We start from the raw sequence: 25,688 nt of genomic DNA, 5'->3' as shown, positions 1-25,688 counted from the left end.
TCATGTTAGAGAATCTGTTGCCTTTTGACAGTCATTACTTAGATCGTAATGGCAATAAATTACATTATGTCAACGAAGGTCAAGGCGAGCCTGTGGTTATGGTTCACGGTAACCCAAGTTGGAGTTATTACTATCGTAATTTGGTGAGTGCATTAAGCCCAACTCACCAATGCATCGTGCCTGATCATATTGGTTGTGGACTATCGGATAAACCTGATGATCCTCAGTACGATTACACATTAAAAAATCGAATTGATGATTTAGAAGCTTTGCTTGATCATCTGGACGTCAAAGAAAACATAACCTTAGTTGTTCATGATTGGGGTGGAATGATCGGTATGGGTTATGCTGCACGCTACCCTGAACGCATCAAACGCTTAGTCTTTTTAAATACTGCGGCATTCCATTTGCCTGAGACTAAATCGTTCCCATGGGCATTATGGGTTTGCCGTGAAACGATATTAGGGACGTTTTTAGTTAGAGGCTTTAATGCATTCTCTTCTATCGCATCTTATGTGGGTGTTAAACGTAAACCTATGGATAAGGAAGTACGTGAAGCGTATGTGGCTCCATTTAATAATTGGAAAAACCGCATTTCAACGTTACGCTTTGTGCAGGATATTCCATTAAAGCCAGAAGATCGTAATTATGATTTAGTATCAGAAATTGGCGATAGTTTAACTAAGTTTCAAGATGTACCAACTTTGATTTGTTGGGGCTTACAGGATTTTGTTTTCGACAAACACTTTTTAGCAAAGTGGCGTCAACACATGCCGCATGCACAAGTCCGTGAGTTTGATGATTGCGGTCATTACATTCTTGAAGATGCCAGCGAAGACGTGATTGGCCTCATTCAACACTTTATGGCTGAACAACCTAACAGCTAATTGTGTTAACTAAGAGCAAAATTAAGGGCATTTTTTTAATGCCCTTTTTATTTTCTCGGTTTTAATTGGCTTGATTTAACTTAAGTAAAGCGTAAAGACATTTAAAGCTTCATTAATACTAACGCTCGATTAATATTAACGCTCCATTACTACTAACGCTCATTAAAAGCTATGACATTACTATTATGACTAAACCATCAGCTAACATTTGTCGCCATCTTCAGCACGCTGCAACGCATACTCCAAAAGAACTCGCAGTAGCAGTGCAAACGGCAAAGTCATCTTCGCTTTCTTATCAAGAAATTAATTTCCTAGATCTGCATTTTCAATCCGATGATATAGCTTACCGCTTAAATGACTATGGAATTAAAGCGGGTATGAAAGCAGTGTTAATGGTAACGCCAAGCATAGATTTTTTTGTGCTGACTTTTGCATTGTTCAAAGCTGGTGTTATTCCAATTTTGGTTGATCCAGGTATGGGGGTTAAAAACCTCAAACAGTGTTTTGAAGAAGCTAAACCAGATGTGTTCATTGGGATACCCAAAGCGCATATTGCCCGCAGAGTATTAGGGTGGGGTAAGTCATCTGTTACTCATTATTTGAATGTCGGTGGTAGTCGCCTTCAGCGCTGGTTGTCTGGTGCAAAGAGTATTGATCAGTTACCCAAGGAAAGTGTCGCTGGTTCTTATCCAATGCAGTTACTTGAAAGGGATGAGATTGCGGCTATTTTATTTACCAGTGGTAGTACAGGTACGCCAAAAGGTGTGGTGTATAGCCATGGCATGTTTGAAGCACAAATTCAGGCGTTAAAGCATGATTACGGTATTACACCAGGTGAGCGTGACTTAGCCACATTCCCGTTGTTTTCATTATTTGGTCCTGCACTGGGCATGGCATCCATTGTCCCCGCTATGGATGCCAGTAAACCTATCACAGCTAATCCAGATTATTTATTTGCCGCGATTGAAAAGTATCAATGCTCGAATATGTTCGTTAACCCAGCTTTACTTGAGCGATTAGGCCAAGCTGGTGAGCAAACTAACCATAAGTTAACCAGTGTCAAACGTGTTATATCGGCAGGAGCACCAGCCACTATTTCGTCAATTAAGCTTTTCAGTCAAATGCTTACACCTAGTGTTGAAGTGTTAAACTCTTACGGGGCTACTGAGTCTCTACCAATAAGTATGATGCCAAGTTCCGCTTTATTTGACACCACCCAAGCCACGGATAACGGCAAAGGCATTTGTGTCGGGCACCCTATTGAAGGGGTTGATATCGCAATCATTGATATCACTGAAGAGGTGATTAATCAGTGGGATGAATCGTTAACCTTAAACCATGGTGAAATTGGCGAAATAGTCGTTAAAGGTCCTATGGTAAGTAGCAGTTATTATCATCGTGACAGCGCAACTGCTGCAGCTAAAATATCCGACAGTGCTGATGCTGAGAATAAAAACAGTCAGAATTTAGTACGGCATAGAATGGGCGATGTTGGCTATCTTGATACTGAAGGTAAGCTATGGATGTGCGGCCGTAAAGCCCATCGCGTAGATAGTGATAAACGTTACTTTTCTATCCCATGTGAGCGGGTATTTAACACTCATCCACAGATAAAGCGTTCTGCTCTTGTTGCAATTGAAGTGAACGGTGAAACTGCGCCGTTATTATGTGTGGAGCTTAAAAAAGGAATTGTTTGCTCAACCAGTAAAATGCTATATCAAGAGTTACTCGAGATTGCTGACAAGTACGAGCATACAAAAGGGATCCATCGTTTTTTAATCCACCCTGATTTTCCTGTTGATGTCCGCCATAACGCTAAAATATTCCGCGAAAAGTTAAGTGTATGGGCGCAAAAACAGTGGAAGGAATAAATTGTGTTTGCAAGAAGTAACACCAATTTGCTAACTGCCAATTAGAAGAGTCAATTAATGTTTGAAGATTTATTAGTACAAGAACAGCAAGCGCTAATGGCGCTTAAACCTGTGGTGAATAAAGTCTTTGTCACAGGTGCAGGCGGCTTCTTAGGTAAAACGATATGTAAAAGATTGCGAGCCGCGAATATCGAAGTCGTGGGCTTTGCGCGTGGCAGTTATCCTGATTTATCTGACATGGGGGTGACCATGTTTCAAGGAGATATTGCTGATTACGATAGTTTGTTTAATGCAATGCGAGAATGTGATCTGGTTTTTCATGTTGCATCTAAAGCGGGTGTTTGGGGCAGCAGAGACAGTTACTTTGAACCCAACGTGAATGGTACAGCCAATATCATTAGAGCTTGTAAGCAGCTGAATATAGAACGTTTAGTCTACACTAGTACACCGAGTGTGACCTTTGCAGGTGAAGATGAAGCTGGGATTGATGAGTCTGCGCCGTATGCAGAAAAGTTTCTGAATTATTATGGCCATTCAAAAGCAATTGCTGAAAAAATGGTGTTAGATGCCAATAGTGAAGAGTTTAAAACGACGGCTTTAAGACCGCATTTAATTTGGGGGCCTGAAGATCCTCATCTTGTCCCTCGCGTTATTGAGCGGGCTAAAATAGGTAAGCTAAAGTTAGTCGGCAAGCAAGATAAATTAGTCGATACCATTTATGTGGACAACGCTGCTTATGCACATATATTGGCAGCGGTAGATTTATCCACGACAGCAAATGCTGCTGGCAAAGCGTATTTTTTGAGTAATGATGAACCCATCACTATGGCTTCTATGCTAAATAAAATACTGGCTTGTGTTGATATTGCGCCTGTCACCAAACGAGTGCCTGCTGGTGTAGCATATACTGCAGGGGTTGTTTTAGAGTCGGTTTATGGGCTATTGAATAAACAACAAGAACCTATCATGACGCGTTTTGTCGCCCGTCAGCTATCTACCTGTCACTATTTTGATATTAGCGCAGCAAAACAAGATTTTGGTTATCGAGCCCTGATCAACATAGATGAAGGGATGCAGCGACTAAAACAATCTCTTTAATACTTTAAGCGTTAATTAGTCGTTAGAGTTAATAAGTAAAACAACAGGTTTTACTTATCGATAGATTTAATAAACTTGCAAGGATTGCCGGCATACACTCCGTTACCGGCAATATCTTTTGTTACCACACTACCAGCACCAACCACCGCCTTATCACCGATTGAAACCCCTGGCAGTATTGAAACATTCCCACCTAACCAGACATCATTGCCAATAGTAATGGGTTTACCATATTCAGTTGAACGCCTCTCAATTGCGTCAATAGGATGAGTTGCAGTTGATATCATCACATTGGGACCAAACATTACATTGTCGCCAATTTTTACTTGGCAAACATCAAGTATCACCAGGTTATGATTAGCATAAAAGTTATCGCCAACTTCGATATTAATACCGTAATCGCAGAATAAATTGGCTTCGATGTGGCACTTGCCTTTGGGTGATATTAGTTTGTCTAAAATCTGGTTACGTCTATCTGATTCAGAAGGACAAAGCAGATTAAACTGATGGCACGACTTTTTAGCCTGGGCTCGTAATTCAAGCAACTCTGGCTCCCATGCATCATAAGTGAGACCAGCTAACATCTTTTCTTTTTCAGTCATATTAGAACCCATTTATTCATTATGAGATGGCCATTCTTTGTCTGCATTCTTCTATTTTAGTTTTCTACACTGTTCTTTTAATTTAGCTTTCTGCATTAGCTTGGAAGATTCATAGTTTTAGTTGCCAGAGAATATAAAATTAAAACGTTTTCCAGTAGACCAATGTCGGCTATATCTTGCCAAGATACACTAGCAAAATATAGGACAACTTGATGTCTAACAATTTTAATTCTTAGTAATATTTAATACAGGAAACCTAAATGACAAAGCGACTTACATTATTATCATCGATGAGATTTTACCTAGTCATATTTACATTATTTATAAGTAGCTCTGTCACTGCAGTTGATGATGAAAGCCAAATTGGACAATTGCACAGTCCATTGATAGGGAGTTGGGAGTTAATTTCTGGAGAATATTTGAATGATAAAAACCAGTGGGTCGATTATCAAGGGTTAAATCTTGAAGCCATTAAAGTCATCTCAAACAAGCATTTTAGCTTCACGACAATCAAGAATAACTCAAAGGTAAAAGAGTTTTGGGCTGCTGGAACTGGGCGTTATCAATTAACAGAGCAACATTATATCGAGTTTCCCACATTGAACTCATTTAACGTAAAAGAGGGTGAAAGCTTTAAGTTTTCATATCAAATATTAGGTAATGAATGGCATACCAAGCGATATGAAGATGGACAATTAGTAGAAAAAGAAACTTGGAGAAGGCTTGACTGACGCACCATACAGCTCAATTGTAACACTTGATTTACGTTATGTTTGTATATAAAAACAGCGCCAAGTATTGGCTAAATGATTTAGCTCTGTATCTTAAATTCGTATTCACTATTTAAATATTACTCTAATGAATAGTGAGCAGGGAGAGCAGATGCAACGACAATGGAATTTAGCCACCTTAGCGATTCATGGTGGCCATAAAAAGGAAGAATTTGGGGCGTTAGTAACGCCGCTGTATCAAAGTGCAACTTTTGTCTTTGATAACGCAGAGCAGGGAGGCGCGAGGTTCGCTGGTGACGAGCCCGGGCATATGTATACACGGCTTGGTAACCCGACGACTGATGAGCTTGAACGTAAAATGGCAATGCTTGAAGGTGCAGAAGATGCAGCTGCTTGCGCATCAGGTATGGCAGCAGTGTCTTCGGCATTAATGACGCACCTTGAAGCGGGCGATCACCTTATTGCGTCTAATGCTGTATACGGTTGTACCTTTGCTTTATTAAACACTCAACTAAAACGTTTTGGGATAGACACTACGTTTGTCGACTTTAGTGATACCTTGGCAATAGAAGCTGCAATTCAACCAAATACCAAATTGATTTTTTGTGAAACGCCAGTTAACCCACATTTACAGGTTTTTGATTTAGCAGCAATTGTCGCTATCTCAAAACGTAATGATTTGATAAGTATTGTCGATAACACCTTTATGACCCCACTCCTGCAGCAGCCGTTGTTAATGGGCATAGATATGGTTATTCATAGCGCGACTAAGTATCTTAATGGGCACGGTGATGTGATTGCAGGGGTAGTATGTGGCCGTGAAGAACATATTACTAAAGTTAAATTTGAGATTTTAAAAGATTTCGGTGGAGTGATTTCGCCTCATGATGCATGGCTAATTCTTAGAGGCCTGAAAACATTGGATGTTAGGTTAACTCGCCATTGTGATAATGCTGAATTGATAGCCAGTTACCTTGAAAAACATCCAAAAATTAAACAAGTATTTTATCCTGGGCTAGAAAGCCATCAGGGTTATTCTTACATCGGTAAACAAATGAAGCGTGCTGGTGGGGTGATGGCATTTGAGTTAAATGCGGATAAGCAAGCCGCAATAAAATTCGTCAACAGTTTATCACTGTTTACTATCGCCGTGAGTCTTGGGGATGCAGAGTCGTTAGTTCAACATCCAGCCTCAATGACACATTCTCCATATACCCCAGAAGCAAGAGCAGAAGCTGGGATCACAGATAACTTGTTAAGAATTTCAATAGGGCTTGAGAATGTTGAAGATTTAATTGCTGATATTGAATTGGCGTTAAATAGTAGCGTGTAGTAATTAAAAAGCCCACATTTGTGGGCTTAAGGAGTGTTGACTATTTAATTCTCAAATAAAATTAATTACCTGAGATAGTACCGTCTCCACCACCTGATCCACCACCAAAACCAATTCCACCTGGGGCTGGAGCTGAACCAAATGCACCACCACCTGCTGTTTGAGTTTCTTCAACAGCTTGTGCCACGATGGAAGGGTCAACACCGTTAGCCAATGCAATTGCTAAAATTTCATCAGCATCCATTCCTGAGGCTGCAGCAGCTGCCAGTACTTGTATTTGCATTTCTTCATTACCATCAGTTGCCTGAATAGCTAAAGCTAAAATATCAGCTGCATCTTCTGGAGAGGCGTTGAACTGATTTAAGGCAAAATCTGCTAAAGAAATTCCTTGATTATTTGCTTGTGTAAGACCGTCAATGAAATCAGTTTCACTCATTGCTGCAATTCCATTACTCGATACCATAGCTGATAACAGTAGGAAACTAACCTTAATGTTACGCATCATTTTTCCTTAATTTGTGGCGAAGGATTAAACTTATTAATTAGAAGTATAGTGTGTAAAGCATCATTTTTGGAAGAGATAATAGTATTAAAGTTAGCCACAGGGTAGAGTCCGTTGCCTTGTAAACCATCAATATTCATTTCTAAACAATGAGTTGAAATCGATAAGTTCTCTACATGTGGGGCTATTATCTTAATTCCTATACCATGACAAATTTGGGTAATTGTCTGCACGAAAAAGCGAGTATCAGCTTGATTAATATCTCTAATATAGCTTCCATCAAGCTTAATGTAATCAATATCTAAATTACGGATATATGAAAACGTGCTTAAATTTGCCCCAAATCTTTCAAGGGTAATTTCTAGACCTGCAGCTTTGGCTGCGGTAATAAATCGTTTTGTAGACGTAATGGCCGCGATAGCTGCAGACTCATTTATTTCTAATATAATTTCTGGAAGTTCAGACTTTTGTTGTTGATAATTTTCCATTAGCCATGCAGTAAAGCTCTCATCATGTATAACATTGTTGCTTATATTAATAGCAACTTTAGTTTGCTTCACTTTTAATAGCTTGTTGAATATAAAACTGACAACAGCTTTTTCTAATTCGACAGATAGTCCAAGCCTTTCAGCCATGGCAAAAACATCAGGGGTTGAAAAAAGCTCGTCACCTAATTTAAATCGAACAAAGGTTTCGACATACAACAATTGTTGTTCATTATCGATTAATGGCTGCAGCATCAGGTCGAAAATATTATCTAATTTATTAAAGTGACTCGTCGCACTTTTTTCTAGACTACCTTCATGATGCTCAATAAATTGCTTCAGAATGGCTAACCACTGGAGCCTTGAGTGACTTTGCTGTGATGATTCACAAATTGGGTTATTAGGCTTAAGGAAGTATTCTTGGGTAGCAATATTGGTATCACAGCGCTGAATGGTTTCTGGAAAGGTTTCCTCCAGTTGGACCATTGTCATAATCTGTTTGGCAAAACCTTGGGGATAATGCTCATTGCTTGCAACACTAATAGCTTCGTTAAGCAGATTATCTAACTTGCTTGCTTGGTCATTTGATAATGAAGACAGAATCACAAATTCAGAACCTGAAATTCGATATAAGGTACTTTCATCAAAAGGAGTAACTTGAGTTTTGAACAAATTGGCTGCCCAAAGAATGTAGCTATCGCCTGCACTATAGCCTTGAGTATCATTTATTACCTGTAGGGAGCTCATTGATATCAAGTTTAAATATAGAAATGTACCAGTTTCAGCCGCTTCTACTTTTAAAGAATCAAACTTTTGTATAAGTGCTCTTCTGTTGGGTAATTCAGTATGAGAGTCGATATACACCTGTTTAGATAGTGATTCGGCATGCTTAGTTTGTTCATCAAAACTTTGTTTTATGTTTGATACCATCTTATTTAATGCGTTCACAACAGCACGTAACTCTGTTGTGAATGGAATGTCTGGATTAATGTCGTATTGCTTACTAGCTACTGCATTAGCTTGTGATTCAATTTTTCGAAGTGGAGTTAAAACCGCTTTGAGAATGAGATAACCCAGGAGAAGGGCACCTATAAGTTGAAATAAACTTAGCCACAATACTTTTTTACTGTGTTGCCACAGTGTTAGATTAGCTACCCCGACATTTGACTGCACTGCAAGTTTTCCTGCAATTACCCATCCATTTGATACTTCACTGATCATTTCTGGAGGCGTTAAGGTGAATAATTGAGTAAACCAGTGTGGTACGTTTGATGTAGTGGCTGGGTTTTGTCGCGAAAATTTTAATTCACCATTAAGATCGGTGAACGTGATGTGTTGATAATAACCTGAATCAAATATAGCGTTGGTCATTGTTTTAGCAATGACAAGATTTTCCTCATCCATATAGGGAGATATTGATAAACCTAAATTATGAGCAGCATCTTGAGCATGAGACGCCAACTGCTCATCAAGGTACACTTGCATATTATTTATATTAATAATAGTTGAGGCGAAAAAACTGAAAGTGACTAAACACGTAATTAATAAATATAATTGCGCTTTCAGTGAAAAGCCTTTTGTTAGTTTCACGATACCACTCCTGTTATTGTCCTTGCTCAATTCGTTCCATTAATTGGGTCCAATCTTTTGAGCCTGAACCGCTTTTTACTTTATTACCTAACCCTTGAGCTTTAGATAACCATAACCCTTGGCCATTGAAGGAATAGATTGGCTTGAGATCAGGTCGTTTATTGGCAGGTAAAATGCGACTTTTCAAGTTATCTAATACTAATGGTATAGAGTTAGGTTCTTCTGAGTAGATTAATACCATATGAGGCTCATCTATCGTTAAGGCTCTGACATACATCAAGCGTAATTTTGACTCTTCAATTCCTGATGCAATCAAACTTACATATTTAAATATTGCGTAATCTTCGCAATCACCGAACCCAGTCCCTAAGGACTCAATAGGGGTTGCCCAATAATCATCCTTTCCCCAATGCTCTATGTCTGTTTTAAATTGGATGTTTCGATTAGCAAATTGGTTAACTCGATTTAATTGCTCATAAGCATCTCGTTGAGTGTTATTGATAATCAATTTCTGCCATTCATGAAATGCATGCGTTCTGTCTTCACCATACTTATCTGAGATTTTGCTGAAAAAAGTCTCATTGAACATATTTTCGGGCGAAAAAGAGAAGCTGTAACAGCTTAATAATACAAGCAGAAGTAATAGCTTGTAGGAACGACTTGCAAGCGCAGTTTTTACGCTTTGAAAATCGTTAACCTGTGAATTGCCCGATAAGGTTTTCATTAATTTTTCATCATTTAAATTGTCGAGTCATTAATGCTGAGTTCTACCATGAGACTGAACATTAATCTTATCACTCATTTTTGATTAAACGGAATGTTAAATTCAATCCCTGTCACTTTTTGTAACTTTATTTCAATTGATCGCCTTTTGTTGTTCTTTTGTTGATTTATGTGCTGTTTTGTTTGTGGGCCCGTTGTGATTGTTTTGATTGGGTTTACATATATTTTAGAGTGTCACAAAAATGTCTTTACGGTTTTGTTATATCAATTCCCCTTTTATTTTTAGGGTTGTACGGACTCTTGTTGAGTGTCATAATATTGACGCTACCTTTGTTTGTTCATTCTAAATAGTTTGGCTTGAAATTTGCTTTTTACATAAATCTACTTGGTTAATAATTTTTGTAATAAAATTTCATTGGGCCCTTTTGATGGTTAAGTTATTGTTTTTGATTGGTTATGCTTTATTTTATTAATCGTATTTTGATTGTTTGAATGAGTTTTTTACAGTGTGTAATCAAATTTACATCTAGATTGGTTAGTCTTGTGTTCCAAAAAGGTGCAAAGCACTCATTGTTGAACTAAATGTTAAGGGTTTGGTGTTTTTTGTGGCTTGAGTTCGAGGGATGAAAGTAAGTCATTATTAGCGGTAAAAGTACAAATTGGAAAGTTCTACAGCAATCTGGAAGCTGAGATTCAGGGGCGGTAGCGTGATTTTTTTCAAATAGTTTATGAAGTTTGAGGTTAATAAATGAAAGTTACAGTCTTCGGTATTGGTTATGTTGGTCTTGTACAGGGCGCAATCCTTGCAGATGCAGGTCATGAAGTTTGTTGTGTCGATGTAGACCAACAGAAAATCGATAATTTGAGGAAAGGAATCATTCCAATTTATGAGCCAGGGCTGGCATCAATTGTTGAGAAGAACCATGCACAAGGCAGGCTTTTGTTTACAACTGATGCTTCAGAAGGCGTAAATTTCGGTGAGTTACAGTTTATTGCTGTCGGCACTCCACCAGATGAGGATGGCTCTGCAGATTTAAAATACGTACTCGCTGTCGCAGAAACGATTGCTTCATATATGTCATCTTCAAAAGTGATTATTGATAAGTCTACTGTCCCCGTAGGCACTGCAGATAAAGTCACGGCCTGTATTAATCAAGTATTGAGTTCACGCTTTAGTGAAGATAATGAAAAACCTGAGTTCTCTGTTGTTTCGAATCCTGAATTTCTAAAAGAAGGTTCAGCTGTTGCCGATTGTAAAAGGCCAGATAGAATCGTTATTGGTACTAATTCAGACTATGCTGAAGAGTTAATGCGTGAGTTATATGAACCTTTTAATCGCAATCACGAAAAAATTATTGTGATGGATGTAAAAAGTGCCGAATTAACCAAGTATGCTGCGAACTGTATGCTAGCGACAAAAATTAGTTTTATGAATGAAATGGCTAATATTGCTGAACGAGTTGGTGCCGATATTGAAAACGTAAGACAAGGGATTGGTTCTGACTCAAGAATTGGTTTTCAGTTTATTTATCCTGGTTGTGGCTATGGTGGTTCTTGTTTCCCTAAAGATGTTCAAGCCTTGGTAAAAACTTCAGATAGTATAGGTTATGAATCGCAAATTTTGAAAGCGGTAGAGTCTGTAAACTTTTCTCAGAAAAATAAGTTATTCGAGTATATTTGCCAACATTACCTCCCTCAATTAAATATATCTTCAGTTATAGAGAATAAAGGGTTAACAGGGAAAACTATCGCGATCTGGGGGCTTGCTTTTAAACCTAATACAGATGATATGCGTGAAGCGCCGAGTCGAGTGTTAATGGATGCCTTGTGGCAAGCTGGAGCTAAAGTTCAAGCTTTTGACCCTGAGTCTATGGAAGAGGCGCAACGCATATATGGCAATAGAGATGATTTTGCGTTAATGGGTACTAAGGAAGCTGCATTAAACGGTGCAGATTTATTGGTGATTTGTACTGAGTGGCAAAGCTTTAAAGCACCAGATTTTGAAACTATTAAAGGTTTATTATCTGAAGCAGTAATTGTAGATGGTCGAAACCTTTTCAACGTAAAACGTATGAAGCAAAAGCAGTTCAAGTATTACAGTATTGGTAGAATACCAACTGATATGTCGTTGATAAGATAATTGTTTTGATTTAGTCACTCAGACTTCCAATCACAATCTAGTGGTAGTGTATATTTTTTTACTACCCAGCTAGTACAGCCAGGTAAGTTTGCTAAGTCAATTTAGTTAATGTTGCTGTGTTTTCGGCCTGCGGCCGGAGTCACTGGATTGTTATCTTTAAATCAAAAAAATCAATTTTTGTATCGAAACTTGTTTATTAACCGCTTTAAAGTGTAACAAAGTTAGAGGCTTACATGGAAAGTATAGTATTTTTTAGACCAATCACCCAATACGAAAATCTCGGTGATTTGGTCATTAATCAAGAGCTATTAAAGCTACTACCCGATAATTGCTCAATTGTTATTGAGGCCAAAGGGATCCCTGAGTGGTTCGTAAAGGCTTTAGTTGCTGATGTAAAAGTTGAATCGGTCATTACGGAGAAAAAGCGTTTTTATAAGCGGGTATTACAGTCAATTTTTGGGAAAACTAAAACATATTTCTTAGATGTGCCTGGCCATGTTTTCTATGATAATGCAGACAAAAGTGCTTGGTTTCGATACCTAAAAATGCGTGTTTTTAGTCTAATTGGTATCAGATATGTACGTCTTGGGGTCTCATTAGGACCCTATGGCAAGTCTGCTTTAACTTTAGAAACAAAGAAAAGCAAAGTTTATGCTTTTACTGGGGTTAGAGAGGCATACAGCCATCAGTATTTACGCGGTGTCAATATCACTAAGTTTACTTACTTTCCAGACTTTGGCTTGTGCTTACCATTTTTGGCAAATACATCTTTAAAAACAAATTCAGTTGGCTATTCATTCAGAGCCGGAGTGGTTTCTGCTGATGCTAATGCCGCTGAAAATACTAAGCCAATTATTGATGCGATGCTAAAACTTAAAACTCATTATGAGTTAACACCAGTAGTGCAGGTTAATCTTGATGATGATTATATGTCTTTAATCGCTGAATCAATTAAGCCCCAGCATGATGCTGTTACTTTCCTAGAACATGATCAAACAGCAATTTTTGACGCATATTCAAAGGCTAAATTTGTTGTTTCAAATCGCCTTCATGTTTTGATTTTTGCCTTATCGAGAGGTGCTATAGCAGTGCCTTATATTGATCGTAAAAAACACACAAAAGTCACTGGTGTGTTTGAAGATATCGGCTTAGGTGACGCTATTTTTGATATTAGGCATGATAAAGATATTGAGCAGCACTTAATCAACACTGAAGCTTTTTATTGTACGCTTGATGTTGGAGGTATTTTCAAAACAAAAAAAGCTGAAATTGAATCTTTATTGTCTCAGCAAGTATTTGTTGATCATATTGATATATTAAAAGTAGCGGACAATTCAGCATGTTGATTAGTGTTTATATTACGACTAAAGATAGACTTACACTATTGAAACGAGCAGTAGAGTCGGTTTTAGCACAAACATATACCTCGGTCGAAATTATTGTTGCAGATGATGGCTCTACGGATGGCAGCCATGGGTATTTACAAGCCATGGAAGCTGAAGGGAGGTTGACAGCGATACTCAATACAGAGTCCTCAAAAGGGGCATGTTATGGCCGCAATCGAGCTATAGAGTCTGCTAATGGCGAATTTATTACTGGTCTAGATGACGATGATTACTTTGAACCGTGGCGATTAGCAGCTTTTGTAGATTATTGGATAGAGCAAAAGGTCGATGAGCAAAATATTGCAGGTTTATTTGATAGCGTAATCGAGCTTAGAGAAGATGGTATACACAAATACAATGAAACGTCTTCTGCCTCATATACCCAGCTAAGAAAAAGCAACCTTGTTGGCAATCAAATTTTTACGCGAGTAGCTTACCTTAAATCAGTTTCTGGCTTCGATGAAGCAATGCCTGCATTACAAGATTGGGATACTTGGATTCGATTAACGAAAGAATTTGGTACCTTAGTGAATATAGGTAAATATTCATACATTATCGATCAAACCCATGGTGAGGTAAGAATTTCAGAGAAAAAAAGTGCCAGAATTAGGATGGCTTTTTCTCGGTTGCAGCAAAAGCTACAGCCGCTTAGTTTTGATGAAAAAGTGAGTTTAACAGATGCTTTATATCGTTATAAACAAATAGAAATTAAATTTTCAGAGCTTGTTACTCTATTTCTTGGTTTTAAATTTAGAAAGATTGCTCAAGTTATTAAATGGAAATTAACCAATGGTTAATTCGTTTTATATTTTTTCACCTTTGCTTTTTTATGTGGTTTTTTTAAGAGCTTCACTTGACCCTGTGCTCAATTTAACTAAAGTCGCTGGCATCGGTATGGGAGCTATTTTAAATTTAGTCGTTGTTTGCTTTTTCATTGTTGTTTGTTTTATTAAAAAGTTTGAGTTGCCCAAAAGTTTTTTTAAAGTTTGGTTTTTATTTGTTTCAGTAGGTCTTATCTCTATTGTTATATCTCCGGATAAAGTAGGGTCAGCAAGGTCCTTTTTTTCTGTATTGACCTATTTTTCAATTTTTTCGTTAACCTTTTATTTTATTAAAACTAAAGAAGACTTTGCGGGGATTGTCAGGCTGATAGTGTATTCATCAATCATTCCATTTTTATTTGTATTCAAAGAGTTTGCATTACCAGCTGCGAGTACAACCAAAGATGGTTTTAGGTTATTTGCATCATTTTCTCACCCTAATATTTTTGCGTTTTACTTAGTGCTGGTAGTTTCAATGTGTTTTTATGCGATGAAGTCAAAAGTGATTCTATTTACGCCTAAGTTTATTCAACATGCTAAATATATAATGTTTTTTGGCATATGTTGTTTAGTGTTAACTAAAACAAGAAGTGCATGGGCTGCACTACTGGTAGTTTTTACTATTTATGGCGTTATTTATGAAAGAAAAGTCTTACTTTATCTAACCGTGTTGGCCTGTATAGGCATGTTAGTACCTGCTGTACAAGAGCGTGTACTTGATATCTTTAGTGGTGTTACCGCAGACGACCTTGAGTATGGGGAAGTATTAAATTCATATACATGGCGTCAGATTGTTTGGGCCGCATCTTGGGATTACATCATTGATAAGCCTTTGCTGGGCCATGGTTACGATACTTTTTCTTACTACTTTTTAGACTTTTTCCCTTTAGAAGGTTCGACAAAGTTTGATGCACATAATGCTTATGTGCAAATTGCATTTGATATGGGATTTGTAGGGGTTCTCGGATTTCTACTTATCTTCATATTCGTCATTAAAGAAATGCTGGTTTTTTATAAATATGATAAGCCGGGAACAGCTATTCTTATTGGTTTAATCTTATCTTACTTACTGGTTTGTTATTCAGATAATATGTTTTTCTATCTCTCATATAATTGGTATTTTTGGTTAGTGATGGGAGCTTTCTACTACCTCTCTAGAATTGAAACAGCAACAGCTCAAGGAGTTAGTAATGACTTCAGTTAAGGCTATGGATTTAACTATTTTTTTAAGAGCTTTTTCAATTTTTTCAATAGTGTCTGGTCATCTAGGCTTTATAGGATTAGCTGGCGGTGCTTTTTACTTGATATTTTTGTCAGGTTTTAATTTTGTTAAGTTTAATTTCCCCAAAGTAGAGAAGGCAAATGATAATAGTGAAGAGTTTAATACATCTATTTTTATTAGTATCTATTTTGGTTTCTTATTAAAAATAATTGTGCCCGTTTTGCTATATACACTATTTATTTATGTGTTTCTTGATAGATATTATTTAGGTGGGATACTTTTGATATCTAATTTCTACGGCCCTAATTATGCTGATGGCTTGACCTTCTGGTTTATTGAAGTATTGGTCCAAATTTATATATTGTTTGGTTTGTTAATGTTGACCAATAAATATTACTACTGGATAAAAAAATCACCTTATATTTCTTTTCTCATCGGATTTGCCTTTTTTTATGCGATTTCAATCTTGTGTAAGTCGACTTGGGACACGTCTTTTTATCTCGATCGTTTTCCTCATTTAATGATGTATATGTTTTTTGCTGGAGCCCTAGTTGCTTTTAGCCAAACTCAACAACAAAAAATAATGACTTCCTGTGCATTAGCTTTTGTCGCAACCGATTTTATTTTATTTGATTTTAGTAGTAAAACCATGTTCTTCATCATTGGGGCCATTGCGACTTTGTGGATTCAGAAAGTGTCAATTCCTAAGCTATTGCATTGGCCTATATCAATTATTGCAATGTCATCACTATTCATCTATTTGTCTCATTTTCAAGCTAAATCGTTGTTAGATAAATTATTACCTAATTCACCAGCAATTGTAGTTGTTTGTTTTGCTTTAATTGTTGGAATTATCATGTCTGAAGCGTGGAAAAAACGCAAAATTTTGTATACCAAACCATTTAATTTAAAGGGATTTTTTAAGTGAGAATTACTTACTTTATTAACCAGTACCCTCAAGTGAGTCACACCTTCATTAGAAGAGAAATTTTAGCACTAGAATCTCAAGGATTTGAAATTCAACGAGTGGCTTTGAGAGGGTGGGATGCTGACATCGCCGATGAAACGGATCAAATTGAAAGGCAGAAAACTCAGTACATTTTAAAAGCTGGCTTAAAGTCATTAGTTCCTTTATTTTTTAAACGTTTAGTTAAGCAACCTATAGCGATATTAAAAGCACTACGAATGGCTTTTCAATTATCAAAAATGTCAGAAAGAAGTTTACCTTACCATTTGGTTTACCTTCTAGAAGCTTGTCAATTGGCCAATCTGATGGAATCGGAAAAGAGTCTTCATGTGCATGCTCATTTTGGTACAAACTCCACAGAAGTCGTCATGTTAGCTAAATACTTAACAGGTATTCCATATAGTTTTACGGTTCATGGCCCTGAAGAGTTCGATAAACCATTGAGTTTGCATTTAAACGAAAAAATTTCAGGTGCAAAATTTGTCTCTGCAATCACAAGTTATTGCCGTTCTCAGCTTTATCGTTGGGCAAACTATGAAGATTGGTCAAAAATTAAAATTGTTCATTGCGGTTTAGATGAGAGTTTTTTACAAGGTAACGTGCCAAAAGTTTCCAAACCAGCATCTTACCAGTTTCTTTGTATCGGAAGACTATGTGAACAAAAAGGTCAGCTATTATTATTGGAATCATTTGTACAGCTTGTAAAAACGAATGATGCAGTGAAGTTAATTTTAGCGGGTGATGGTGATATGCGAACTGAAATTGAACAATTCATTAGACAACACCAATTAGACCGACATGTGGAAATCACTGGATGGATTAGCTCAAGTGAAGTTAAAAAGTTGTTGACCGAATCTGATGCAATGGTGTTGCCGAGTTTTGCTGAGGGCCTACCTGTAGCTATCATGGAAGCCATGGCAATTGGAACACCTGTACTAACAACTTATATTGCCGGGATCCCTGAGCTGCTTTCAGATAAAGACAATGCAATTTTGTTCCCTGCGGGAGACGTTGATGCAACTAGCATTGCGATGAAAAACTTTACTGAGTTAAGTACCGATTCTTTAAATCAATTAATTCAAAACGCTTATACAAGCGTTAGTACCCGCCACAATATTGATATCGAAGCTGCGAAATTAGCTGAACATATCAGGCAAGGATAAAGTATGGCTTATCTTGATTATATCAGTGCCGTCTTACTGTTTATCATAGTGGGCGTGCCTACAATGATGATCAGTATTGAATTGCTTCTTGGACAAAGAAAGCAAGTTTTACTTGTCCCTAAAGCTGCTCGTCAGCCTTGTGTAATTTTAATGCCCGCTCATAACGAAGCATTAGTGATCACAGATACCTTATCGAAATTATCAGAAGTTGTAAGTTCAGAAGATAAAGTGATTGTAATTGCAGATAATTGCAGTGATGAAACCGTTAATCTTTGTCAGCAATTTAACGTCAAGGTGTTAGAGCGGCACAATACTGAATTAGCTGGTAAGGGTTATGCGTTAGATTATGGCGTTCAGTATGTAAAATCATTATCCGTTGCGCCTCAAACCCTCGTAGTGTTAGATGCCGATTGTGAGTTTGAAGGTAATGGCTTGGATGTCCTTGTTCATCAAAGCCAAACTCAAGACTCTGTCGTTCAATCGCTTTATTTAATGAAGTCTCCAATAGGTGCATCGATTAAAACGCGAGTGGCAGAATTTGCTTGGTTAGTCAAAAACAAGATTCGACCGACTGGGTTAGCAAACTTAGGTATAGGCTGTCATTTACAAGGCTCGGGAATGGCATTTCCGTGGCGTTTATTTAATAAAATCTCCTTTGCTAGTGGCAGTATTGTTGAGGATTTAGAGCTAGGTTTAAAACTTGCCAATATCGATGAACAAGCGAAATTCAGTCCTTCAGCAATTGTGAATAGCTATTTCCCTGAGTCAAATGCTGGGACGGAATCTCAAAGAACGCGCTGGGAGCATGGACATTTAAGTGCCATATCTCTTTTGCCACAAATGATGTTAACTGCGTTGCTAAAAGGCAGGGTTAGCGTTTTTTTACTTGCCTTAGATGCGGCAATTCCTCCAACAATTTTATGGCTACTATTAGTGGTTTTCGCAACATTATTGAGTGCGGTAATGACCTTGCTAGGATTAACGACTGCGTTTTACATAAGCCTGATGCTATTAAGCCTGCTGATTTTGTCACTTGCCTTATCCTGGCTTTGTAACGGTCGAGAGATTATCAAGTTAAGTGATGTATTCGGAATCCTTGCTTATATTTTGAGTAAGTTTTCAATCTACAAAAAATTCTTCACGGCTAGACAAAAAGAGTGGGTTCGAACGGAGCGTGATGATAAGTATGAACAATGAAACGATCTTAGATAAGGTAAGTTATTTAGAGGCATTTCAGGTTGACGATTTTATCAACCAATTATTGTCCACGCCAGATGCAATCTCAGTCGGTTTTTTAAATCAGCATGGCTATAACCTCGTAGCGAAATCACCAGTTATTAAAGCCGATTTTTTAGCCTTGGATTATATTTTACGTGATGGTATTGGAATTAAAATTGCGTGTAAATTAAGCCAAATAAAACCTGGGGAGAACTTAAACGGTACTGATTTAATTCCTCGGATTATTGAATGTAGCCAAATCCACAGCCAGACAGTTAAATATCTATGCTACGGCACTATCGAGCCTTGGTTATCAAAAGGGGCATCGAAGCTTTTTAAGCAGCATCCCTTTGATTCTTTAGATGGTTTTCAAAACGATGATGACTATCTTGAGCATTTTAGAACACATTTAGATAAATCTGCTTTAAATATCGTGGTACTTGCAATGGGAATGCCTAAGCAGGAGCGTATTGCAAAAATGCTGACTCAAATAGTTGGCGTAAGAGTGCTAGTGATTTGTGGTGGCGCGATTCTGGATTTTCAAGCTGAGCGAGTCTCGAGAGCTCCAGAGTTTTATCAAAAAAATGGTTTGGAATGGGTTTATCGTCTCTTAAAAGAACCCAAAAGAATGTTCTCGCGATATGTTATCGGGATTCCCATTTTTTTTGCCAACGTAGCGATGAAAAAATAACACAATTTGATAGTGATTTTAGTCTAGTTCTAATGTCTAGAACGTCTCTAAATTAGTCAACCTAAAGTTCGAATTCGAGCAGACTTTATATTTAAAGTTTGTCATCAATTTTATTATTACAGTTCAATATTCACTTTAAAGGAGTATATCGTGGATAAGCCTTCTAACTTTCATGTCGCTCGAAACGGACTTGCTTTCGTATTTCGTCTAGTCGATGTGAGTGTGTTAATTTTTGCATTTTTTGCCATGCTGAACTTTCACGATGTGTTATTCGACAGAGAATATTTTCTGCTTTTGATGGCAGAGCTATTCTTTTACCTCTATTTAGCTGAATCCATTTCACTATATCGTTCATGGAGGTTAAGCAGTTTTCTTTATGTTTTAGGATTAATGGCAACCGTGTTAGTGGTGTCATTCTTTATTTTACTCACTGCGATTTTCCTATTCAAACAAGGTGAGTATTATTCTCGTGTAGTGATTTTTGGTTGGTTTAGCCTTTCTCTAGTGACATTAGTGAGCTGGCGCGTTCTCGTTAGAATTATTAAACGAACTATGCGAAGAAATGGATACAGTCTTCAGAAAGTTGCGATTATCGGCATGACAGAATCTGGTAATAACTTATATCGAGAATTAAATGGCAATATTGAACTAGGATTACAATGTGTTGGCTTTTATGACGATAGAGAGCCAGACCGTGTTAACTGTGAGCATTTACATTTGTTAAATGGCTCGATTGACAAAGCGGTTGAAATGGCTAAAAAAGGCGAGGTGAAAAAACTGTATATCTGTTTACCTATGCTAGCTGAAAAGCGAATATCTAGCATTATTCAACAACTCGGTGACTCAACAGTAGATGTTCTTATCTTACCTGATTTCCTACTTAAAAATCTTATGCATGCGCGAATCGGTAACGTTGGAGATTTAGACACCATTAGTGTTTTCGAGTCACCAGTTCATGGAATGAAAAACTTCTATAAACGCACTTTTGATATTCTATTTAGCTCTCTTGCCATCATCGCTATTTCACCTGTGCTAATCATTATAGCCATTGCTATTAAGTTGACTTCACCTGGTGCAGTGCTGTTTAAACAAGACCGCTACGGTCTTGGTGGGGAACGTATTAAAGTGTTCAAGTTCCGCTCCATGACGGTGACTGAAAATGCCGATAAAGTTACCCAAGCGAAGAAAAATGATAGTCGACTGACTCCCATTGGTGGCTTTTTACGTAGAACATCGTTAGATGAATTACCACAGTTTTTTAATGTTCTATTAGGCACTATGTCCGTTGTGGGACCTCGACCTCATGCAGTTGCTCATAATGAGGAATACCGACAAATTGTGGCTTATTACATGCTTCGTCATAAAGTTAGACCAGGAATAACTGGGTGGGCACAAATTAATGGCTGGCGCGGAGAAACTGACACTCTCGATAAAATGGAAAAGAGAGTTGAGTACGATCTTGCGTATATTCGACATTGGACTTTATGGTGGGATATTAAAATTATTTTTATGACAATTTTCAAAGGTTTTACTGGCAATAATGCCTACTAACAGGGAGAAAAGAATGAAAAAGTTATTAGGCAAAAGAAGCATTATTGGGATTGTCGTAAGTTCGTTGATAGGTCCAGTTGCAGTTGCACAAAATAAAGAAAATGCTGCAGTGATCAAAACCGAGTCGGGCATTGATTTTACGCCAGGCTTAAATGCTAGTTTGAAATATGATGACAATATTGCAAGTGCAAATACTGATACAGAAGACAGTATGATATTAGTGGTTAATCCAGCTTTGAAAGCTGAGTTACTAAGCGGTAACAGTGTTTATTCTGCAGAGGCAGGCATCGAATATGGTGAATATTTTAGTAGTAGTGATGATAATTACTTAGATGGCTTGCTTAGATTAAAAGCGGATGTCGAGCTTAATCAATCAAATCGATTTAATATTACAGGTACTTATATCGGTGGTCATGAAGACAGAGGTACGGGTATCTTTGAAGGCGCAGGTAATATTCAAGATGAGCCAAATACCTATGATGTTTATGCTATCGGTGGCTACTATGAGTATGGTGCTAGAAGTACGGCTGCAAGATTAAGGTTGAATGGTAAGTATCTTGAAAAAGAATACAAACGTTATGAAGAATTAACTCAATACAAAAACTATTCAGAAACAACCTATGGCGGAACATTCTTCTATGATGTGAGCCCTACTGCCAGTTTAGTGGCTGATGTTCAACGAATTGATACTGAATACGATAAAAGGCCTGAGCAAATAGAACTAGAAAATCGTGACAGTAGTACGACAAACTATTTATTAGGTGCAGATTGGGAAGCGACAGCTTCTACTGAAGGTAAGGTTCGAGTTGGTTATCAACAGAAAAGTTTTGACAATAGTAGTCGTGAAGATTTTAGTGGTTTAACTTGGGATGCAGACATGACATGGCGCCCATTAAGCTATAGTGCTTTTACCCTTAAAACAGGGCAAAGTAGTAAAGATCCAAACTTATTAGGTGATTACGTTAGAGAAACTAATTATGGCGTTGCTTGGAAGCATGAATGGACTGAACTTTTCTCAAGTAACCTTGGTTATGAGCGTATAGAAGAGGATTTTACTGGAATTATTCGTGAAGACCGTACGTCGCGCTATCAAGCTTCTGTTAGTTATTCTTTCGCTCGTTGGTTGCTGATGAGAGTTGGATTGGACATTAACGACAGTACATCAACAGATGAGATCTATAAGTTTGATAGAAACATTTATTACATTAATGCAGAGATGACACTGTAATAAAAGGAAGGTTATGAAATTTGTTTTACTGATTTGTGCAGTTATTTTTTTCAGCGGTAATGCTAGTGCTGTATCAGAAGGAAATCATCGCTTAGCTGCCGGTGATACTATTGTGATTAAAGTTTATGGGGAAGAAGATTTAACTCTTGAAACTAGGCTTACGAATAGCAGTACTGTTAATTACCCTTTTTTAGGCACATTAGCGTTAAGAGGTTTAACGGTAAAAGAAGTTGAGGCATTGATTTATAATGGCTTGAAAGGGGACTATTTCGTTGAACCAAGTGTTTATGTTGGGATTGTTCATTATCGTCCGTTTTACATTCATGGTGAAGTCAAAAAACCCGGAGGATATCCATACCAACCTGGTATGACGATTAATCAGGCGGTTGCCCTAGCGGGTGGATTAACAGAAAGAGCTTCAACAGATAAAATTTTTATTTCTCGTGAAGGCACTAAAACTACTTCAGAAAGCGCGGAAATAAAAACTAAAATTCATGCAGGTGATACTATAACAATAGAGCAGAGATTCTTTTAATGATGTCCAATAACCCTCAAGTTAAAACAACGCCTATTATTCCTGAGCAGTTAATTGATTTTAAGAAGTTATTTAAGCCTATTCTGTTTTTCAAGTGGCGTATACTTGCTTTCTCTATTATAGTTACTGCGTTAACCGTATTTGTTGTGATGAGTATGAAGCCTATTTATAGTGCGACTTCAACACTACTCATCGAGTCTGAGCAGGCAAGTGCGATTAAAATTGATGAAGTATATGGGATTAACTCAGGTCAAAGAGAGTATTACCTTACTCAATTTGAAATTTTAAAGTCTCGCTCAATTGCTGAAAGAGTTTTCAATGAACTAGATTTAGTCAATCATCCTCAATTTTTACCTCAACCTTCTTTATTTAAGCAGTTAAAAAATAGTATCGACTTTTTGCCTAAAGAAGAGGCTGCACCTGTTGATGAAAATAAAGTTTTTCAACAAAAGATAAATGGTTTTGCAAATAATATTATTATTACGCCAATAAGAAAAACTCAATTGGTTAATATCAGCTATGAAACTCCAGATCCAGAGCTTGCATCGCTTGTTTCAAATGCTGTGGGAGATGCTTATATTCTAAGTCAACTTGAAGCTAAAGCGGGAATGACTCAAAAAGCCAATATATGGTTAGGTGGTCGATTAGAAGATTTACGAGTAAATTTAGATGCGTCTGAACACCGTTTAGAGCAGTTTAGAATTGACAACGGTTTAGTTGATGTTGAAGGTGTAACGGCGCTAGATGCTAAAGAACTACAAAGATTAAGTGATGACATTACACTTGCTCGTTCTCGTAAGGCTCAAGCTGATAGCTTTATGGCCGTGGTTAAAAAATATGGTGCGAGTGATATAGGCCGATTAGAAAGTTTGCCTGAAGTGACTTCACATTTGTCAATACAAAACGTTAAACGCGAAGTAAGCATTGTCGAGCGAAAAGTTTCAGAGTTACAACAAGTGTATGGACCGAAGCATCCTAAATTGATTTCTGCAAAAGCAGAGCTTGCAACGGTTGAAAACAATCTTCGAGTTCAAATTGGGCGTTTAGTGCAAGGTATAGAAGATGAGGCGCAAACCGCATCACAAAACTTACGTTCTTTAGAGGCTCAATTCAACAGCTCTAAAGGAGACTTCCAAGATTTAAGTACTATCGACACCACATATAAGCGTTTACTACGTGAAGTTAATACTAATCAGCAATTATTTGAAAGCTTTTTGTCTCGTCAGAAGGAAACCGAAGTCACTGGTGATTTTGATTCTCCTGTCGCGAGGTTTACCGATAGAGCTGTCACCCCATTTAACCCTATTAAGCCGAACAAAAAGCTGATTGTTGTAGCAGCTTTCTTAGCGAGTCTTATTTTCGCAATGGTAATTGTATTAGTGTTAGATGCGTTAAACGATACAATTAAAACCACTGATGATGTTGAGAAGGTTTTATCTCAGCGTGCACTTGGTTATATCCCAAAAGCTGACAAAAAAGCGACTTATGATGAGGTTAACTTTGCCTTTTACGATAGTAATGCCAAGATGCATGCGGAGTCAGTGAGAACAATAAGGACATCGTTATCGTTAATGGCACTCGGGCAGGATTTAACGACAATTGAAGTTACATCTTCGTTTCCAAATGAAGGTAAGACATCGGTAGCAATGAACTTGGCATTTGCTTTTTCTGGTATGGAGAAGGTGTTAATTATTGACGCTGACATGCGTAAACCCAATGTTGGTAGTCGTTTTGGTTTACCTAATTATCAACCAGGTTTATCAAATGTGTTAGCAGGTTCCGAAGCTGTTGGTGACTGTATTGCTCATGATGTTAAGCCTAATGTCGATGTCCTTACTGCTGGCGCTATTCCTCTTAACCCCCAAGAACTGTTATCTACACCTATTTTAGCAAAGGTTATACAAGAGCTTAAACAGCACTATACCAAAATAATTATTGATACGCCTCCAGTGCAAGCCGTAAGTGATGCTTTAGTCATTGCCCCACACAGCGATGCGATTGTGACTGTGGTAAAAGCTGCCACAACGCGTTCTGAAGCTGTAAGGCTAACTCTTGCCAAGTTGTACCAAGCAAGAGGGAAAGTGTTTGGTGTAGTGTTAAACCAGCTTAATATTAAAGACGCACAACAATACCACGGTCAGTATGGTTACTATCAACCTTATGAAAGCAATAGTGTCGAAGAGTCTGAGACACACGCTAAAGCGTCATGATAGACATTCATTGCCATGTTCTACCTGAAATAGATGATGGTGCTAAGTCTCTTGATGAGTCAATGGCACTTATTCGTCAGTCAATTAATCAAGGTATCACTCGGATTGTGGCAACTCCTCATATTCACGTCGGCATTTACGACAATACTCAACAAACCATTGTTGATGCTTATCATCGAGTTCAGCAAGAAATAAAAGCTCAAAACCTACCGATTGAGCTGAGGGTTGCCGCAGAAGTAAGAGTTTGCCCCGAGATTATTATGTTGGCAAAACAAAAGCAGTTGCCCTTTGTTGGGGACTTTGAAGAAAAGAAAGTTTTGTTGTTAGAGCTACCTAGCAGTCACTTACCCGCCGGTGTTGAGAAGCTCATTGATTGGTTAATCAATGCCAATATTCTGCCAATGATTGCACATCCTGAACGTAACCGAGAGTTGCAACGATACCCTGATAGAATTAAGCCTTTTCAGCAAAGAGGCTGTTTGTTTCAGTTAACTGCAGCATCTCTCATAGGTGACTTAGGTGAGTTGCCTAAAGCACTAAGTGAGCAATGGATTAGTCAACAGCTTTATACCATTATCGGTTCGGACTGCCACTCTTTAAAGCGTCGTCCGCCTAAGTTACATCAAGCTCATTCCATTGCTGAAGTACTAACTGATCATACATATGCTAATCAGCTGGTTATTGATAACCCTTATTTGATTTCAAAAAGGCTATTTTCCTAAACTGCCATGTTAA

General features: G+C 37.7%; 22 protein-coding genes. 18 read left to right on the top strand and 4 right to left on the bottom strand.

Translation table 11 applies throughout. The features are described 5' to 3' along the window. Positions 1 to 2 precede the first annotated feature (2 nt). The 3 genes from FNZ24_RS12545 (at position 3) to oleD (ending at position 3,856) form a co-directional block, all read left to right on the top strand. Positions 3 to 887, top strand: a complete 885-nt coding sequence (locus FNZ24_RS12545; protein ID WP_153914818.1) for an alpha/beta fold hydrolase — start codon at positions 3 to 5, stop codon at positions 885 to 887. A gap of 185 nt (positions 888 to 1,072) precedes the next feature. Continuing rightward, on the top strand, positions 1,073 to 2,758 hold the full coding sequence (oleC, locus tag FNZ24_RS12540) for an olefin beta-lactone synthetase (protein WP_153914817.1): 1,686 nt from the start codon (positions 1,073 to 1,075) through the stop codon (positions 2,756 to 2,758). A 57-nt stretch (positions 2,759 to 2,815) separates the two neighbouring features. Next, entirely contained in the window at positions 2,816 to 3,856 is a 1,041-nt protein-coding gene (gene oleD / locus FNZ24_RS12535) for a 2-alkyl-3-oxoalkanoate reductase (RefSeq protein WP_153914816.1), read from the top strand. A gap of 50 nt (positions 3,857 to 3,906) precedes the next feature. Here oleD and FNZ24_RS12530 read toward each other — a convergent pair whose 3' ends face one another. Continuing rightward, positions 3,907 to 4,458 carry a sugar O-acetyltransferase gene (locus tag FNZ24_RS12530; RefSeq protein WP_153914815.1) on the bottom strand — a complete coding sequence of 184 codons (552 nt, stop codon included), beginning with the start codon at positions 4,456 to 4,458 and terminating at the stop codon, positions 3,907 to 3,909. Between the two features lie 260 nt (positions 4,459 to 4,718). Between FNZ24_RS12530 and FNZ24_RS12525 the strand changes: the two genes are divergently transcribed. Both FNZ24_RS12525 and megL read left to right on the top strand, forming a co-directional pair. Further along, complete coding sequence (locus FNZ24_RS12525) at positions 4,719 to 5,189, top strand: hypothetical protein (protein WP_228768473.1); 471 nt, start codon at positions 4,719 to 4,721, stop codon at positions 5,187 to 5,189. A 151-nt stretch (positions 5,190 to 5,340) separates the two neighbouring features. Continuing rightward, positions 5,341 to 6,522: a methionine gamma-lyase gene (gene megL / locus FNZ24_RS12520; protein WP_153914814.1), complete on the top strand. Its 1,182-nt coding sequence runs from the start codon at positions 5,341 to 5,343 to the stop codon at positions 6,520 to 6,522. A gap of 61 nt (positions 6,523 to 6,583) precedes the next feature. On the opposite strand, the gene FNZ24_RS12515 is transcribed toward megL, so the two are convergent. From FNZ24_RS12515 to FNZ24_RS12505, 3 genes are read right to left on the bottom strand one after another with little or no spacing between them, the layout of a single operon-like run. After that, positions 6,584 to 7,024 carry a hypothetical protein gene (locus tag FNZ24_RS12515; RefSeq protein WP_153914813.1) on the bottom strand — a complete coding sequence of 147 codons (441 nt, stop codon included), beginning with the start codon at positions 7,022 to 7,024 and terminating at the stop codon, positions 6,584 to 6,586. Beyond that, positions 7,024 to 9,099 (bottom strand): EAL domain-containing protein, encoded by a 2,076-nt coding sequence (locus FNZ24_RS12510; RefSeq protein ID WP_153914812.1) that lies wholly within the window; start codon positions 9,097 to 9,099, stop codon positions 7,024 to 7,026. Before FNZ24_RS12510 ends, FNZ24_RS12515 begins: the two co-directional genes overlap by 1 nt. Before the next feature lie 13 nt (positions 9,100 to 9,112). Beyond that, entirely contained in the window at positions 9,113 to 9,823 is a 711-nt protein-coding gene (locus FNZ24_RS12505) for a transglutaminase-like cysteine peptidase (protein WP_228768472.1), read from the bottom strand. Positions 9,824 to 10,570: 747 nt separating this feature from the next. Here FNZ24_RS12505 and FNZ24_RS12500 point away from each other — a divergent pair. The 13 genes from FNZ24_RS12500 to FNZ24_RS12440 all read left to right on the top strand — a co-directional run bounded on the left by FNZ24_RS12500 (position 10,571) and on the right by FNZ24_RS12440 (position 25,675). After that, positions 10,571 to 11,962, top strand: a complete 1,392-nt coding sequence (locus tag FNZ24_RS12500; RefSeq protein ID WP_153914811.1) for a UDP-glucose dehydrogenase family protein — start codon at positions 10,571 to 10,573, stop codon at positions 11,960 to 11,962. Between the two features lie 233 nt (positions 11,963 to 12,195). Beyond that, positions 12,196 to 13,308, top strand: a complete 1,113-nt coding sequence (locus FNZ24_RS12495; RefSeq protein ID WP_153914810.1) for a polysaccharide pyruvyl transferase family protein — start codon at positions 12,196 to 12,198, stop codon at positions 13,306 to 13,308. Continuing rightward, a complete protein-coding gene (locus FNZ24_RS12490) occupies positions 13,302 to 14,144 on the top strand; it encodes a glycosyltransferase (protein ID WP_153914809.1) in 843 nt (280 codons plus the stop codon). Before FNZ24_RS12495 ends, FNZ24_RS12490 begins: the two co-directional genes overlap by 7 nt. After that, on the top strand, positions 14,137 to 15,372 hold the full coding sequence (locus FNZ24_RS12485) for an O-antigen ligase family protein (protein ID WP_153914808.1): 1,236 nt from the start codon (positions 14,137 to 14,139) through the stop codon (positions 15,370 to 15,372). The genes FNZ24_RS12490 and FNZ24_RS12485 overlap by 8 nt, the downstream gene beginning before the upstream one ends. Next, positions 15,359 to 16,318: an acyltransferase family protein gene (locus FNZ24_RS12480; RefSeq protein ID WP_153914807.1), complete on the top strand. Its 960-nt coding sequence runs from the start codon at positions 15,359 to 15,361 to the stop codon at positions 16,316 to 16,318. Before FNZ24_RS12485 ends, FNZ24_RS12480 begins: the two co-directional genes overlap by 14 nt. Continuing rightward, entirely contained in the window at positions 16,315 to 17,520 is a 1,206-nt protein-coding gene (locus FNZ24_RS12475) for a glycosyltransferase (protein WP_153914806.1), read from the top strand. The genes FNZ24_RS12480 and FNZ24_RS12475 overlap by 4 nt, the downstream gene beginning before the upstream one ends. 3 nt (positions 17,521 to 17,523) lie before the next feature. Then, complete coding sequence (locus FNZ24_RS12470; RefSeq protein WP_153914805.1) at positions 17,524 to 18,717, top strand: glycosyltransferase family 2 protein; 1,194 nt, start codon at positions 17,524 to 17,526, stop codon at positions 18,715 to 18,717. Continuing rightward, positions 18,707 to 19,429, top strand: a complete 723-nt coding sequence (locus FNZ24_RS12465; protein ID WP_194945061.1) for a WecB/TagA/CpsF family glycosyltransferase — start codon at positions 18,707 to 18,709, stop codon at positions 19,427 to 19,429. Before FNZ24_RS12470 ends, FNZ24_RS12465 begins: the two co-directional genes overlap by 11 nt. A gap of 150 nt (positions 19,430 to 19,579) precedes the next feature. Beyond that, a complete protein-coding gene (locus FNZ24_RS12460) occupies positions 19,580 to 20,980 on the top strand; it encodes an undecaprenyl-phosphate glucose phosphotransferase (protein ID WP_153914803.1) in 1,401 nt (466 codons plus the stop codon). A 13-nt stretch (positions 20,981 to 20,993) separates the two neighbouring features. After that, positions 20,994 to 22,208, top strand: a complete 1,215-nt coding sequence (locus FNZ24_RS12455; protein WP_194945060.1) for an outer membrane beta-barrel protein — start codon at positions 20,994 to 20,996, stop codon at positions 22,206 to 22,208. Positions 22,209 to 22,221: 13 nt separating this feature from the next. After that, entirely contained in the window at positions 22,222 to 22,743 is a 522-nt protein-coding gene (locus FNZ24_RS12450) for a polysaccharide biosynthesis/export family protein (RefSeq protein WP_153914801.1), read from the top strand. Next, positions 22,743 to 24,953 carry a GumC family protein gene (locus tag FNZ24_RS12445; RefSeq protein WP_153914800.1) on the top strand — a complete coding sequence of 737 codons (2,211 nt, stop codon included), beginning with the start codon at positions 22,743 to 22,745 and terminating at the stop codon, positions 24,951 to 24,953. The genes FNZ24_RS12450 and FNZ24_RS12445 overlap by 1 nt, the downstream gene beginning before the upstream one ends. Continuing rightward, complete coding sequence (locus tag FNZ24_RS12440; RefSeq protein ID WP_153914799.1) at positions 24,950 to 25,675, top strand: tyrosine-protein phosphatase; 726 nt, start codon at positions 24,950 to 24,952, stop codon at positions 25,673 to 25,675. The genes FNZ24_RS12445 and FNZ24_RS12440 overlap by 4 nt, the downstream gene beginning before the upstream one ends. Positions 25,676 to 25,688 lie beyond the last annotated feature (13 nt).

This window comes from Shewanella sp. TC10 (genome assembly GCF_009663145.1).
GTDB lineage: Bacteria > Pseudomonadota > Gammaproteobacteria > Enterobacterales > Shewanellaceae > Shewanella.
Note: the sequence above shows the minus strand (reverse complement) of the source record. Positions and strands in the feature narration are given on the sequence as shown.